The sequence below is a fragment of the Hahella ganghwensis DSM 17046 genome, from assembly GCF_000376785.1.
Lineage (GTDB): Bacteria > Pseudomonadota > Gammaproteobacteria > Pseudomonadales > Oleiphilaceae > Hahella > Hahella ganghwensis.
This window is the reverse complement of record NZ_AQXX01000133.1, coordinates 77,374-91,297: the sequence shown is the minus strand read 5'-3', so window position 1 is coordinate 91,297 and position 13,924 is coordinate 77,374. Positions and strand designations below refer to the sequence as shown.

Annotated in this window: 12 protein-coding genes; 5 read left to right on the top strand and 7 right to left on the bottom strand. The window is 51.3% G+C overall.

Features of this window, described 5'->3' with window-relative positions; genetic code table 11:
* Nucleotides 1-34: 34 nt before the first annotated feature.
* From mrdA to F566_RS0122775, 5 genes are all read right to left on the bottom strand, one after another.
* Entirely contained in the window at nucleotides 35-1,885 is a 1,851-nt protein-coding gene (gene mrdA / locus F566_RS0122795; protein WP_026180249.1) for a penicillin-binding protein 2, read from the bottom strand.
* Between the two features lie 172 nt (nucleotides 1,886-2,057).
* On the bottom strand, nucleotides 2,058-2,528 hold the full coding sequence (rlmH, locus tag F566_RS0122790) for a 23S rRNA (pseudouridine(1915)-N(3))-methyltransferase RlmH (RefSeq protein WP_020409349.1): 471 nt from the start codon (nucleotides 2,526-2,528) through the stop codon (nucleotides 2,058-2,060).
* Nucleotides 2,529-2,537: 9 nt separating this feature from the next.
* Complete coding sequence (rsfS, locus tag F566_RS0122785; protein WP_020409348.1) at nucleotides 2,538-2,894, bottom strand: ribosome silencing factor; 357 nt, start codon at nucleotides 2,892-2,894, stop codon at nucleotides 2,538-2,540.
* Nucleotides 2,895-2,935: 41 nt separating this feature from the next.
* Nucleotides 2,936-3,589: a nicotinate-nucleotide adenylyltransferase gene (gene nadD / locus F566_RS0122780; protein ID WP_020409347.1), complete on the bottom strand. Its 654-nt coding sequence runs from the start codon at nucleotides 3,587-3,589 to the stop codon at nucleotides 2,936-2,938.
* Between the two features lie 50 nt (nucleotides 3,590-3,639).
* Nucleotides 3,640-4,896 carry a glutamate-5-semialdehyde dehydrogenase gene (locus F566_RS0122775; protein WP_020409346.1) on the bottom strand — a complete coding sequence of 419 codons (1,257 nt, stop codon included), beginning with the start codon at nucleotides 4,894-4,896 and terminating at the stop codon, nucleotides 3,640-3,642.
* 154 nt (nucleotides 4,897-5,050) lie between these two features.
* Here F566_RS0122775 and F566_RS0122770 point away from each other — a divergent pair, with 154 nt between their 5' ends.
* The 3 genes from F566_RS0122770 to F566_RS0122760 all read left to right on the top strand — a co-directional run bounded on the left by F566_RS0122770 (nucleotide 5,051) and on the right by F566_RS0122760 (nucleotide 8,583).
* Nucleotides 5,051-6,055, top strand: coding sequence for a GGDEF domain-containing protein (locus F566_RS0122770; RefSeq protein ID WP_020409345.1), 1,005 nt, complete (start codon nucleotides 5,051-5,053; stop codon nucleotides 6,053-6,055).
* Nucleotides 6,045-7,028 (top strand): GGDEF domain-containing protein, encoded by a 984-nt coding sequence (locus F566_RS0122765; protein WP_020409344.1) that lies wholly within the window; start codon nucleotides 6,045-6,047, stop codon nucleotides 7,026-7,028. Before F566_RS0122770 ends, F566_RS0122765 begins: the two co-directional genes overlap by 11 nt.
* 79 nt (nucleotides 7,029-7,107) lie before the next feature.
* A complete protein-coding gene (locus F566_RS0122760; protein WP_020409343.1) occupies nucleotides 7,108-8,583 on the top strand; it encodes a bifunctional DedA family/phosphatase PAP2 family protein in 1,476 nt (491 codons plus the stop codon).
* Between the two features lie 45 nt (nucleotides 8,584-8,628).
* Here F566_RS0122760 and F566_RS0122755 read toward each other — a convergent pair whose 3' ends face one another.
* The gene (locus tag F566_RS0122755; RefSeq protein ID WP_020409342.1) at nucleotides 8,629-9,225 is read right to left on the bottom strand and encodes an LON peptidase substrate-binding domain-containing protein; all 597 of its coding nucleotides are present in this window, start codon (nucleotides 9,223-9,225) and stop codon (nucleotides 8,629-8,631) included.
* A gap of 248 nt (nucleotides 9,226-9,473) precedes the next feature.
* On the opposite strand from F566_RS0122755, the gene F566_RS0122750 reads away from it, so the two are divergent.
* Nucleotides 9,474-10,313: a potassium channel family protein gene (locus tag F566_RS0122750; protein ID WP_020409341.1), complete on the top strand. Its 840-nt coding sequence runs from the start codon at nucleotides 9,474-9,476 to the stop codon at nucleotides 10,311-10,313.
* Nucleotides 10,314-10,365: 52 nt separating this feature from the next.
* On the opposite strand, the gene F566_RS0122745 is transcribed toward F566_RS0122750, so the two are convergent.
* Nucleotides 10,366-11,613: an HDOD domain-containing protein gene (locus F566_RS0122745; RefSeq protein ID WP_020409340.1), complete on the bottom strand. Its 1,248-nt coding sequence runs from the start codon at nucleotides 11,611-11,613 to the stop codon at nucleotides 10,366-10,368.
* A 425-nt stretch (nucleotides 11,614-12,038) separates the two neighbouring features.
* Between F566_RS0122745 and ilvD the strand changes: the two genes are divergently transcribed.
* Nucleotides 12,039-13,880 (top strand): dihydroxy-acid dehydratase, encoded by a 1,842-nt coding sequence (gene ilvD / locus F566_RS0122740; RefSeq protein WP_020409339.1) that lies wholly within the window; start codon nucleotides 12,039-12,041, stop codon nucleotides 13,878-13,880.
* Nucleotides 13,881-13,924 lie beyond the last annotated feature (44 nt).

Below are 13,924 nucleotides of genomic sequence, written 5' to 3'. Positions count from 1 at the left end.
ACTGAACCCGGTCACGTCTCTTATCACCTTTGACTTAATTTGCTGCCTGTAGTTGAGTTGAACCTACCAGATAGGCATCAAATACCTTTCTGGCAACCGGCGCAGCCGCACTGCTGCCCCCTCCACCGTTTTCCACGACAACGGCCAATGCGATTCGTGGATTATTGACCGGCGCAAAGCCGATATAAAGTCCATGGTCCCGGTATTCCTCTGCGATGGCATCGGCATCATACCTTTCTCCCTGCTTGATCCCGATCACCTGAGCAGTTCCGGTTTTGCCCGCCATACGATACTCTGCACCACGAGCACTACCACGGGCGGTGCCATGCCTCCCGTGCATCACTTCTTCCATGGCTTTGATAATGTAGTCCCAGTACCATTCCTGGTTGACTTTGACATCCTCTGGAGATGGTACATCAGTGACCTCCACCTCATTAATCGTCCTAATCAGCCGAGGAGCCACCCATTTGCCCCGGTTGGCAAGAACGGCAGCTCCAGTGGCGAGCTGTAACGGCGTTGTCAGCATGAAGCCCTGCCCAATGGACATATTAATGGAATCCCCCGGAAACCAGGGCAGTCCCTTCATACCACGTTTCCACTCTTTGGAGGGCAATATCCCCTCCCGGGCATTATCAATGTCATAGGCTGTGAGCTGGCCGAATCCGAATCGGTACATGTAATCAAACATGGGATCGACCCCCATCCGGTAGCCAAGGTCATAGAAATAAACGTCACAGGATTCAGCAATAGCCGCTTTCAGATCAACCCACCCGTGCCCCTGGCGTTTCCAGTCCCGATATTTCCGATCATCCCCTTTCAACTGGTAATAACCCGGATCCCATACCGTGGTTCCGGTATTGACCTTTTCGGTATCCAGCCCTGCCAGACCAATGAAAGGCTTGATCGTCGACCCCGGTGGATATTGTCCACGCAAGGCCCGGTTAAACAGTGGAATAGCCGGAGAGCTCTGCAGTGCCTGATAGCTTGCGGTATCGATTCCCGTCACAAACAGATTGGGATCAAAACTCGGCGTACTGACCAACGCCAGAATGCCGCCAGTGCTGGGATCAATGGCCACCACCGCACCTTTTCGCTCCCCCAACGCCTGCACTGCCACTTTTTGCAGCTCGGTATCTATATGCAGGGAGATGTCCGCACCGGGTGCAGGTGCCACTTTTTCGAGCACACGAAGGACCCGTCCTCTCACATCAGTCTCAACAGTCTGAAAGCCCGCCTTGCCATGGAGCAACTCTTCGTAGTGCCCTTCTACACCAAGCTTGCCGTAATACTGGGTACCACTATAGTTGGCAGGGTCTACATTCTTCAGCTCTTGTTCGCTGATGCGACCCACATATCCAAGCATATGGGCAAAGTCTTCCCCCTGCGGATAATAGCGGATCAATTCTGCTTCAACCTCTACACCAGAGAGTAGATGCCGATTAACGGCAATCCGGGCGATTTCATCCTCGGTCAGTCGGGTTTTCAGAGTGACAGACTCATAGGAGCGTCGCCGCTGATAGAGGCGCTTCTCAAAAGAGGCCAGATCTTCTGGAGTGATTTCTATAAGATCCGACAGAGAGGTTAGGGTTTCCTCCATGTCGGAAACCCGTTCTTTAACGATGGTGAGAGAAAATGTTGGCTGATTGTCTGCCAGCAGCACGCCATTTCGGTCATAAATCAGCCCCCGGGTCGGCGTGATAGGCTGCAACTGCATTCTGTTGCGATCAGACAAGGTGCTGAATACATCATGTTGCACCACCTGCAAGTAGTAATAACGCGCTGCCAACACGCAAATCATCATAAATACAACGAGGACAGCGGCAATAGTCCTGTTAACGAAGATTCGCTGTTCGCGATAGTGATCCTTGAATTCTCTAGAGGCCATGGACTCAGCTGGATATTAACCGTATCGGTATTGTTGCAACATTATGAGTAACCCGGCATGAATTGCCAGAAAAATTGGCCACAAGCTCTTACTTTCCGCCAGAGTCTAACTTAAATGGTAGCCAATTTTTCATCCGACTCATAATTAGGGTCTGTTAACCTTACCCGTGATCTTACTCGCGATGGTAAGGATGTCCCTGCAACACACTCCAGGCCCTGTATATCTGCTCGGTGAGAATGACCCTCACCAGCGGGTGAGGCAACGTCAGAGGGGATAGTGACCACTGTTGATCCGCTCGCTGACGGCAGGAATCACTCAGGCCGTCAGGCCCGCCAACCAGCAAAGCCACATCCTTTCCGGACATCCGCCAGCGGTCGAGCTGCCGGGACAGCTCCATCGTTGACCAGGGTTTCCCCTTAACCTCAAGGGCAACCACGTGATCAGAAGACGAAAGCTGTGCCAAAATGCTATCCCCTTCCGCAGCCTTGAGCTTTTCCGGATCAGCGTTTTTCTGACGTTTGGCCAGAGGAATCTCCTGGATTGAGAGCGGCATATCTCTGGGCATCCTTTTCAGATACTCACTGCTGCCGTCCTCGACCCAGCGGGGCATTTTACTGCCCACAGCCATGATACGAATACGCATGGCTGCGAGTTAGTGCATCTGGCTGGTCAGATTTTCCTCAACGGGAGCATCCCGCCAGAAGCGTTCCAGGTCATAAAATTCCCGGGCTGCCGGCAACATGACATGCACCACAATATCGCCCAGATCCACCAGAATCCAATCCGAAGCAGCACCGCCTTCAGATCCGAAAGGACGGACACCATTGGCCTTGACTTCGGTAACCAGGTTATCGGCAATAGACTTAACATGTCGGTTGGAAGTACCACTGGCAATAATCATATAGTCAGTGACGCTGGTTCGGTCTTTTACATCAAGAACCGAAATATCTTTCGCTTTGAGATCTTCCAAAGCTTTAATGACGATATCTTTCAGAGTATCAGTCTCCATAATGCCTCATAGAGGGTTTGGTTGAGTTGACAGACAACTGATCAAGCATCAGTGCTGCCGTATAGATGGTGTGAACGGATATAGTCCAACACCAAATCTGGGATTAAAAACCGGGGGGATTGGCCCGCTTTCAACAGAGTGCGGACCTGAGTGCTGGATATGTCCAGCTGGGTAAGCGCACATTCGGCTATGCGCCCACTGGGTAATTCGGTAAGTTCATTCAGGCTGGTTGCGTTGTGCCTTAGTAAAAATTCGCTCAATTCACCCTGTCCAATATTTGACCAATTCGGCCTATTAATAACCATTATATGGGCTAGCCGAATAATTTCCACCCATCGATGCCATTTTGGCAGAGATAGAAATGCATCTCCTCCCATGACAAATATAATCGGCCGGTCCGGACCTTCCTTTGCCCGTAGTTCTTCAAGAGTATCAACCGTGTAGGTCGCCCCAGTACGCTTGACTTCCATATCGCTGACAACCAGACGAGATTCTCCGGAAACAGCCAGCTTGAGCATTTCCAGGCGATGAAGAGCAGAGGCGTGCGGCGCAGCACGATGCCGCGGATCGCCGCTAGGCATTAAATGCACAACCGTATCGTTCCCCAGCAATTGCTGAATTTCCAGGGCAGTACGGAGATGCGCATGATGAACCGGATCAAAGGTGCCGCCAAGCACCACCAAAGGAGATGGCACTAGCGGTTCGCCTTATTGAAGGATGTGAAACTCATATTGTGGAAACAAACCTACTGACGGATATGCCCTTCACCGTATACAACATACTTCTGAGAGGTCAGCCCTTCCAGCCCAACCGGGCCCCGGGCATGGATTTTATCGGTTGAAATTCCCACTTCAGCTCCCAGTCCATATTCGAATCCATCAGCGAAACGGGTCGATGCATTCACCATCACAGAACTTGAATCCACTTCAGCCACAAACTGGCGGCTTCTGGTGTAATTCTCCGTGACTATCGCATCGGTGTGCTGTGAGCTGTAGGTATTGATGTGATCGATGGCAGCATTCACATCATCGACAACACGAATCGCCAGAATAGGAGCAAGATATTCCGTTTGCCAGTCTTCTTCAGTCGCAGGTAACGCATCACTCAGAATTTCCCGGGTCCGCTCGCATCCACGTAATTCGACGCCTTTATCTCGATACTGTTCGGCCAGTAAAGGCAAAACCGTCTGAGCGATAGGCGCATCCACCAACAGTGTCTCCATCGTATTGCAGGTGCCATAACGATGGGTTTTGGCATTCAGGGCAATATTGACGGCCTTATCCAGATTCGCATCCCGGTCGATGTAAACATGACAGATACCATCCAGGTGCTTGATCACCGGCACTTTGGCTTCACGACTGATGCGTTCAATCAGCCCTTTACCACCACGGGGAACAATAACATCCACAAACTCAGGCATGGCAATCAGGTGTCCAACCGCTGCCCGGTCCGTGGTCTTAATCACTTGCACTACGGTTTCAGGCAGACCCGCAGTGCTCAACCCATTGGCAATGCAAGCAGCAACGGCCTGATTAGAGTGTATGGCTTCACTGCCTCCACGCAAAATAGTGGCGTTACCGGATTTCAGGCATAGACTGGCGGCTTCCACCGTGACATTGGGGCGACTCTCATAAATAATTCCCACAACTCCAAGTGGCACACGCATCTTGCCCACCTGGATACCACTGGGGCGGTAGTTCAAACCGGTCACCTCACCTACCGGATCCGGCAGGGCAGAAACCTGTTTCAGGCCTTCAATCATGGTATCGATACGTGCCGGCGTCAGTTCAAGGCGATCCAGCAGAGCCGGTTCCAGGCCATTAGCCCGACCTGCTTCTAGGTCTTTCTGATTTTCCGCCATCAGGACGTCCCGATTTGCCTCGATCTCATCGGCTATGGCCAGGAGAGCAGCGTTTTTGGCGCCTGTGGATGCTTTGGCAATTTGTCGTGATGCAGCACGGGCCTGTTGCCCGACTTCGCACATATACGCATCGATATCCATTAATTCAAAGCCCTCTGCTTTGCTTCAGTGTTTCGTAATTTGCTATAAACGGCATATTATACGTTAACTGGGCCATGCCCAGAAACGTTTGATTGGGATTCAAGGAGTTTCGCATCCCGAGCCACGAATAACAACTACACCTCAAGAGACCTGGATGACACCCGTCGAGCTAAATAATCAACTTCGCAGTAAAGCCTACTCCCTGGCGTCGGTCGTCGCGGCCATTCTCGCCCTTGGATCAATGTTCAGCGGTGAGTGGTTAATGCTTGGGTTTGCCGTAATCTTTGCCATTCTACTCACTGCCAACTGGCGATTGAACGCCCGCAACAGCGAGAAGCCAGCGCCTATGTGGCTGTCTCATGTTATTGTCGGTTTTTTAATTGTGACGACACTTGCCAGTTTGACAAAGTATCAACATACCACCGAACAGTGGTGTTATATCCTGCCATTGATCGCTTTCTTGATATATCGGATCCAGATCGCCACATTTCTGACAGCAGGCTATTCTATTGCTCTCGCTGTTGCTCTTATCGGTTACTACCAAGGGCCGGAAAAAGTACAGATTTTTTTCATCTATCTGCTGAGTCTTGCCATGACCCTGGCTTTTGTCTATCTCCGGGAAATCAAGGAACAGCAATTGCGCCCCTTACGCCGCACCGACAATCTGACCCTGGCCTGCACCCGAGAGTATCTGATTCAGGATCTGGACAAGGAAGTATTGAGAAGTGAGCGCGAAGGCACAGACCTGTCAGTACTGGCGTTGAGTCTTGACACCGCGGCAACCGACCTGGCGAGCCAGGAAGAACGGGACCATCTGCTGCATCGTCTCGGCGGACTTCTGCATGAAAACCTACGACTTTTTGACAGTTATTATCGATACGAAACTGTCGACTTTATTATCGTACTCCCCCATACCGGTTCGAAAGAGGCCAATAAAAAGGCCGCCCAGTTAAGACTGAAGACCCGCCAGGAACTGAGCTCCCGCGAACATACAGTGTCCATCAGTATTGGCGTATCAACCCTGAACGTGGGAGATACTGCGGAAACACTGATCGCCAATGCAAAAAAAGCGTTGACTGTTGCCAGATCCAAAGGGAATAACCACACCGTTGCCTATCTCGATATAGCAACCACTGAGGAGACGAACCTTGCTGGCTGAATCTTATTTGCGTACCCGTGCACGTATTGCTCTTTACGTTACCTGTGCATTTTTACTGTTGTTTATGGCCGTACAAAACGTTCGTTACGGGCTCTACGATCTGTTCTACATGAGTATACTACTGGCCCCGATCATGCTGATTGGCGCCGTGTACGCATGGAGCCGGCGCAGTGATCTTGGAGCCCATCGGGGACACCTCTGCGTACTGGCTTTTATGCTGGTGGTCATCGTCATTCAGCTCGGATTGGGAGAAACCGCGATCAGTCACTGGCTTTATGGCCTGGGACTTTTCAGCTTTTTACTCCTGCCATTGAAAAAAGCCTTCGTCTTCAATATTGCCACCCTTGTCTGCAGCAGCCTGGCGCTGTCTCTGAACGAGAGTTTTTACACCACCCTGAGATTCGCAACCAGTTACTCTCTATTGGTCGGCCTGGCGGGCATGTACGCCTATCTCTACCACCATAAATCCCGATTTCTGGTAGAAGTCTCCATCAAAGATCCCACAACCGGAGCCTACAATCTCAAACACCTGGACTTCACACTGAAGCAGGAGATATCACGTTCGGAATCAACTGCGCACCCATTGTCCATCATCCTCCTGGAAATTGACTTCTTTGATCAGCAGTTGGAAGTGCACGGCCCGAACTTTGCCAATGAACTCCTGGCGGCCTTTGGACAACGCCTGCTACAGGCAACTCGCGCCGGTGACAGTATCTACCACGCTGAAAGAGGGCGTTTCTACATTCTTTTACCCGTCACTCCGGAAGAAGGCCTCCTGGTGATCGCTGAACGCCTACGCCGTAGTGTTGAAGAACAGACTTGGCCGGTCGTGGACAAGCTGAATATTTCCGTTGGTTGTCTGACCCGGTCAGCAGGCGAAGTCGACGATAAACTCCTCCTGGAAAGAGCTCAGGGAGCCCTGAAACAAGCCCAGAAATCCGGACGCAACAAAGTCATACTCAGCAAGAGATAACGGGGCTTCTCAAACCTCTGTGTGCTACTTAGAATAAAGCGACAACGATGACTACGCCGGGTACAACATTACCGGCAGCATGATTGGAGATACAAACAAAGGTATGGATTTCGGGGGCTGGATTAACCAGAGCATCGCCTGGGTCGGCCAGTACCCTGAACTGCTGGCAATAACCATCTTCCTGGCTTCTTTCTTTGAGTCTCTGGTCATTATCGGTGTTTTTATTCCGGGCGTTGTATTGCTGTTTGCTCTTGCAGCCCTCGCAGGCGGTGGTGCACTAAGCTTGGAAATCACGTTGATTTCGGCATTTTTCGGTGCGGTGGCAGGTGACGGTATCAGTTTTTATATCGGCCGAAACTTCAGCGATCGAACCCGGTCGATATGGCCGTTATCCCGCTACCCAGACCTGATTACACAGTCTGAGCGTTTCTTTCACCGACACGGCGGCAAAAGTGTCGTCATCGGGAGATTTGTAGGCCCCTTAAGATGCTTTTTGCCGCTGGCGGTCGGAGCATTAGGAATGCCTCCGGCAAGGTTCTTCACCTTTAATGTCGCTTCCGCCCTGGCATGGGCACCCTGGTATATACTGCCAGGATTCCTGGTGGGGTCAGCCATTGATATTGAAACTCCCTTGCCCAATCATTTTTACCCCGTTCTGGGCACGCTGCTTCTGATCATCGTACTGACGGCCGGTTTATTTACTCAATTACAGTGGCACCTTCGCCCCACAGGTCCATTCTATCAATGGATTGGCAACAGATTTGACCAATCAAGATTTGCCCACCGAATTTGGGATAACGCATACAGCGTCCGCCAAGGGGAAAGAGAGTACCCTATCAGCTCTGCGCTCTTGTTTACGGGGGGGCTGCTTGGCTTCTTATTTTTCACTTTGCTGACACTGAATCTGCCCGCCATTCAACACCTTGATCAGACGGTTACTGAGGTACTGAACGCCATCCAGATTCCAGCTCTGGATATCGTATTTGTCGGCCTGACTCTGTTGGGAGATCCAGCGTTTTTATATCTGGTTTTCGGCTGGTTTGTCCTGCTTTTGCTGCTCCGAAAGCATATAGCGCTGGCTCTTTTCTGCATTGCAGGAGGACTGGCAACTCACGCATTGACCAAAATATTGAAAGCCTTCCTGGCCATCAGTCGTCCTGATAGTCCAGGTATACCGGATTCATTCGCCTACCCCAGCGGACATACCAGTGGCGCTATACTCGCTTACGGACTGATAACAGCATTCATTGCCCGGGAAAACATGCCTCACCACCGCTGGCATATCTATATCCTCGGCGGAATCTGGGTTTTACTGATCGCCAGCAGTCGGCTTTATCTGCAGGTCCACTGGCTTAGCGATATTATCGGCGGCACCTTACTTGGGCTGATGCTGTGTGGATTGGTCAGGACACTGCAAAGCCCCTACGACCGCATGCCCATATGGCATAACAGATGGCTGGTAACTTTTGGCTTTGGGGCGGCGATACTGGCAGCAGGTTATCTGTTTACGTTTTTGCCAGACGCGATGTCGAACTTTCAGCGGATGCCAACATAGGCCACAGAGAACAGCCATGCTGTTGGGCAAGTAAACTTATTAGCACTATTCAGCCAGTACGTGAATCAGGTACCTGATCTGTTCAAGCCGATACACGGGGTTGTCCAATGTCAGTAGGTACTGCTTATCCTGTAACTCCAACGGTAAAAGCTCAGTTAGACGCCACCCCACCTCTCTGGCATCAGTGTAATTCACATTCATTCCCAACAATTTGACGACCGGGTGACGAAGCAGCTCTTCCAGCAACTCTGCAAGCTCAAAAAAGCTGTCGGGAATACTCCGTTCTTCCTCTACCGGCACAGGGAGTAAATCCCCCACATAAAGCCCGTCTTCCTGCTGACTGACATGATGGATAGCGACTTTGCTGATTCCCTCAACGGTGATTCCCAGCAAACCATTAGGTAACTGCTGGAAGTCAACGACCTTTGCGTAGGTTCCCATGTCAAACATGCTGACATCCTGCCCGGCCTCCTGTCCTTCTTTGATCAGCACCACAACAAACCCAGCCTCTTCCTTCAGGCAGGTCGAAATCATATGCAAGTAGCGTTGTTCAAATATCTGCAGCGGAAGCCGCCCTTTGGGACACAACACAGTTTTCAAGGGAAACAGAGGAACATGCTGATACGAATTGGACAGCTCCATGGTCTGGTCCTTATGCTAGACGACATTCCAGACATTTACCCGACAGCGGGTAAAAATCCTTTATACTTTGTCGCGGCTTCTGCACGTCGACAAAAGACTATTCTGATATTAGTCACTGCTTGTTAAGGAAAGCAAATGTGTTACGCCTTCAGTTCATCTCTGGCTGGCGTTGGATTATTAACCGCAAGCTGACCAGAAACGCCTAAGCGGCGTATGTCAGCGTAGACAGAAAATCTGGACGAATTTTCATGCCCAACCAAGACAATATCAGCCACATTTTCGGATTGGCCGGCGTAGACAACCGAGAAAATGCAAAGGCAAAACGTTGGGCCGGTTATCTGGAATGGCCAATGATTCTATTGGCGCTCTGGATTATCGTTTCCTGGTACCTGGAGGCCGGACACCACCTGACTGAGGCCGTTATCGGTGTGACGGACTGGATCGTGTGGCTGTTCTTCCTGGCAGAAACGCTGATCCTCACCACTCTTGTCGACAAGAAGATGACCTATCTCAAACGTAACTGGATCAACCTCGTCATTATCTTTTTCGGCTTTCCTCTGATCTGGTGGTACTTCCCATTTACCGGTGCTCTAAGAACCCTGCGAATCCTGGCAATGCTGGGCCTGTTCCTACAGATTTCAAAGACCACCCGTAAACTACTGTCACGTCACAATCTGGGCACGACCCTGGCTCTGGGGTTTGTCATAATCATCATGGCTGGATTTATCATCGCGGGCATAGAACCAGGTATTTCTAACCCGATGGATGGCATCTGGTGGGCACTGGTGACAATGACAACAGTGGGCTATGGCGATATCGTGCCGGAAAGCACGGCTGGCAGGCTATTCGCCTCTGTGCTGATTGTCATGGGACTGGGAATGATTTCCGCCCTGACCGCCAGCTTTGCCGCCTTTTTCCTCAGCGAAGATGAAAGCCAACTGCGCCGAAAGGAAAACGAGATACTGCGTAAAGTTAATCGACTGGAATCAGAACTGGCAGAAATGCGCGCATTACTTGAGAGTTTGGCGGGTTCCGACTCAAAGTCGACATCAAATACCAGCACCACCTCCAAGAAAAGCAAGGACTGAAGCAAGCTTTACCCCACCCACTATGATATCTGGTCAGGCGGCGAGACTTTCACTAGCGCAACACCGCCTGCATCCCTTCAATCTCTTCCTTGGCCATCTGCATCACCTGAAGGCTTCTCTGGGGAGATAATTCACCGAGAGCCAATTTATGAAAGGCCGGTATATGTTCCATCTGCGGTATTGAAGCGTGCTCAGGCTTGCCAATAAAAGCATGTACCTGGGCCACGATGACAATATCGGCATAACTCGCGGTCTCCTTACCGGAATCATAGGAATAATTTTCAGCTTCGCGCGCAGCCTCGACAAACACTGACGGAAAACTCCAGTTCTCCAACAGAGCGCAGCCGATTTCACCTCGCACCTCTGGGATGATGGCATCCAGCATGTCCTGATGGGACCTGAGAACCGGATGCTCCTCGGCATACCGAATCACCGGCACCACGCCTATATCATGCAGGATTCCAGCAAGCATGGCCTGTTCGGGTTTCAAGCCAGGCGTCATGCGCGCAAGTACAAAGGCAATACTGCCGACTTCCATGGAGTGTTGCCACAATGCCGACATTTTCTTCTGCAGGAGTTCGTACTTACTCTTGAACAGTTCCCGCAGTGTAAAAATCGTAATCAGTTGCCGCGTAGCATCCAATCCCAGCCGCACTACGGCATCTTCGCAGCTCTCAATTTCCTTGAACCCACGGTACAGCGGGCTGTTGGCAGCATGGATCAGTTTCGCGGTAATGGATGGATCCCGCATGATAGCTTTTGCTACATCCACAATATTGCAGTCATTCTGCTCAGTCATCGTACGAATGCGCATGGCCAGATCAGGCAGGCTTGGCAGACTGAGCCTGTGGGCATTCAGATCCTGATAAAAGGATGAAACGATCGCATAGGCTGGATTGTCAGCGTGTTCCGACGCTGATTCTGCTTCCCCCATGGAAAACTCTTGAGGCGCATTTTTCAGCATTTGAGTCAGCGTTGGCTGATCAACAATCAGCATGGTTGACGCCTTCAACGCCGTCACTTTGTACTGGCGGGGCTGCAGATGTGCGATCGGCTGTCTGGACCTGTCAGAGCCGGCAACAACCTGAACACTGCGTCCATCTTTGGCCTCAAGCTTTACTTCACCTTCGAGCAGATAATAATCAGAGCTGTCCTGACTGCCATGCTCGAGTATCACCTGACCTTTTCGGTACTCACGGCAGTCAGCTCGGGAGGCCAGTACCACGAGCTGCTCATCTGCCAGTTTTTCCAGGAGATTAAAATGTTTAAGCGCGTCCAGATTATGTTTGATGTCGTCCATCAGGATTCCGTCTCTCTCGTTTATTGTCGAATCCGGTCTATGCTAAGGTCTTACCGGTGCAACTCATTACATTGTTTATAGCAAAGATTTTACTCTTGCGTCCGCCAGACAATCTGGTACACCAACAAACATTTTTCAGTGACACCACTCAAAGCTTCACAGCAGCACTGACAAACACCACTGAAGTCGGCCTAAACCGTTTCTGGGACGCAACTTCCAGAGCGCTTCCATGAAAAATAACTTACTATGTCTAATCAGCGAATGCCACCTCAGTAAAAAAACAGAAATTCAACCAGACACTCAGCAGCCCCAAGCTTAGCCCTTTTGAGCCAGATAGCGCCGCTTCAAAGCATTTATAGGCCAATCTATTAATGCTATTCTTTCACGTCTGGTCTCATTAAAAATCAGGATGTACGGAGCACGACATGCCGACCTATCGTTCAGCGACAACTACACAAGGCCGCAATATGGCCGGAGCCCGAGCTTTATGGCGGGCCACCGGGATGAAATCCGAGGATTTTGACAAGCCCATTATTGCTGTCGCCAATTCCTTCACCCAATTTGTACCTGGTCACGTACACCTGAAAGACCTTGGGCAACTGGTTTGCCGGGAAATTGAGGCGGCGGGAGCCGTCGCCAAAGAGTTCAATACCATTGCCGTAGACGACGGTATTGCCATGGGCCATGACGGCATGCTTTACAGCCTACCGTCTCGAGAAATCATTGCTGATTCCGTCGAATATATGGCCAACGCTCACTGTGCAGATGCCCTGGTATGCATCTCCAACTGTGACAAGATTACGCCAGGGATGTTGATGGCCGCCCTGAGATTGAATATCCCTACCATCTTCGTTTCCGGGGGACCAATGGAAGCCGGCAAGACCAAGCTGGCAGAACATAAGCTCGACCTGGTGGATGCCATGGTCATTGCCGCCGATTCCAACGCCTCTGACGAGCTGGCGGAAGAGTATGAGCGATCAGCCTGCCCGACCTGCGGCTCATGCTCCGGCATGTTCACGGCCAACTCCATGAACTGCCTGACCGAAGCCATCGGGCTTTCACTGCCTGGCAACGGCACAATGCTGGCAACTCATGCGGACCGCGAAGAGCTGTTTCTGGAGGCTGCGCGCCGCATTGTCGGGATCACACGTCAATACTATGAAGAAAATGACGAATCGGTATTGCCCCGCTCAATCGCCAGCTTTAAGTCTTTTGAGAATGCGATGACCATGGATATCGCCATGGGTGGTTCCACTAACACTATCCTGCACCTGCTGGCTGCAGCCCAGGAAGCTGAAGTGGATTTCAGCATGACCCATATCGACCAACTGTCCCGTAAAGTCGGCCAGTTCTGCAAAGTCGCTCCGAACACGCCTCTATACCATATTGAGGACGTTCACAGAGCCGGTGGCATTATGGGCATTCTGGGGGAACTGGAACGCGCAGGACTGATCCATACGGATGTTCCCACAGTTCACAGCAAAACGCTTCTGGATGCGATCAACCAGTGGGATATCGTGCGTACAGAAGACGAAAAAGTCCGCACTTTCTATAAAGCTGGCCCCGCCGGCATCCCGACCCAAACCGCTTTCAGTCAGTCGACTCGCTGGCCAGCACTGGACCTTGACCGGGAAAATGGCTGTATCCGCAATGACGAGCACGCTTACAGCAAGGAAGGTGGGCTGGCCGTCCTTTACGGCAATATCGCCGAAGACGGCTGTATCGTAAAAACCGCCGGTGTGGACGACAGCATCCTGGTTTTCAAGGGAAGTGCCAAAATCTTCGAAAGCCAGGACGATGCCGTTAAAGGTATCCTGGGGGACGAAGTGAAAGAAGGAGATGTGGTCATCATCCGCTATGAGGGTCCCAAAGGCGGCCCAGGTATGCAGGAAATGCTCTACCCTACCAGCTATCTCAAATCCAAAGGATTGGGTAAAGCCTGTGCACTCCTGACAGATGGCCGTTTCTCCGGCGGCACCTCAGGCCTGTCTATTGGGCATTGCTCGCCAGAAGCGGCAGCTGGCGGCGCCATTGGCTTAATAGAGGAAGGGGATACAATCTTGATCGACATTCCCAACCGCTCTATTAACGTAGAGTTAAGTGCCGAGGAACTGGAACAGCGCCGGAACGCGATGAACGCAAAAGGCGATAGTGCCTGGAAGCCTGCCAAACAGCGCCCGCGCAAAGTCACCACCGCACTGAAAGCCTACGCACTGCTGGCCACTTCTGCCGACAAAGGTGCTGTCAGAGATAAATCTCTGCTCTAATCGTTAAACTCCTGTCCCGGAAATTCCGGGACAGGACTACATCC

Excerpts from the sequence above, each read along its gene's own strand:
- mrdA (WP_026180249.1), bottom strand. The coding sequence starts at position 1,885 with ATGGCCTCTAGAGAATTCAAGGATCACTATCGCGAACAGCGAATCTTC.
- rlmH (WP_020409349.1), bottom strand. The coding sequence starts at position 2,528 with ATGCGTATTCGTATCATGGCTGTGGGCAGTAAAATGCCCCGCTGGGTC.
- rsfS (WP_020409348.1), bottom strand. The coding sequence starts at position 2,894 with ATGGAGACTGATACTCTGAAAGATATCGTCATTAAAGCTTTGGAAGAT.
- F566_RS0122755 (WP_020409342.1), bottom strand. The coding sequence starts at position 9,225 with ATGGAGCTGTCCAATTCGTATCAGCATGTTCCTCTGTTTCCCTTGAAA.
- F566_RS0122750 (WP_020409341.1), top strand. The coding sequence starts at position 9,474 with ATGCCCAACCAAGACAATATCAGCCACATTTTCGGATTGGCCGGCGTA.
- ilvD (WP_020409339.1), top strand. The coding sequence starts at position 12,039 with ATGCCGACCTATCGTTCAGCGACAACTACACAAGGCCGCAATATGGCC.
- F566_RS0122745 (WP_020409340.1), bottom strand. The coding sequence starts at position 11,613 with ATGGACGACATCAAACATAATCTGGACGCGCTTAAACATTTTAATCTC.
- F566_RS0122775 (WP_020409346.1), bottom strand. The coding sequence starts at position 4,896 with ATGGATATCGATGCGTATATGTGCGAAGTCGGGCAACAGGCCCGTGCT.
- F566_RS0122770 (WP_020409345.1), top strand. The coding sequence starts at position 5,051 with ATGACACCCGTCGAGCTAAATAATCAACTTCGCAGTAAAGCCTACTCC.
- F566_RS0122760 (WP_020409343.1), top strand. The coding sequence starts at position 7,108 with ATGATTGGAGATACAAACAAAGGTATGGATTTCGGGGGCTGGATTAAC.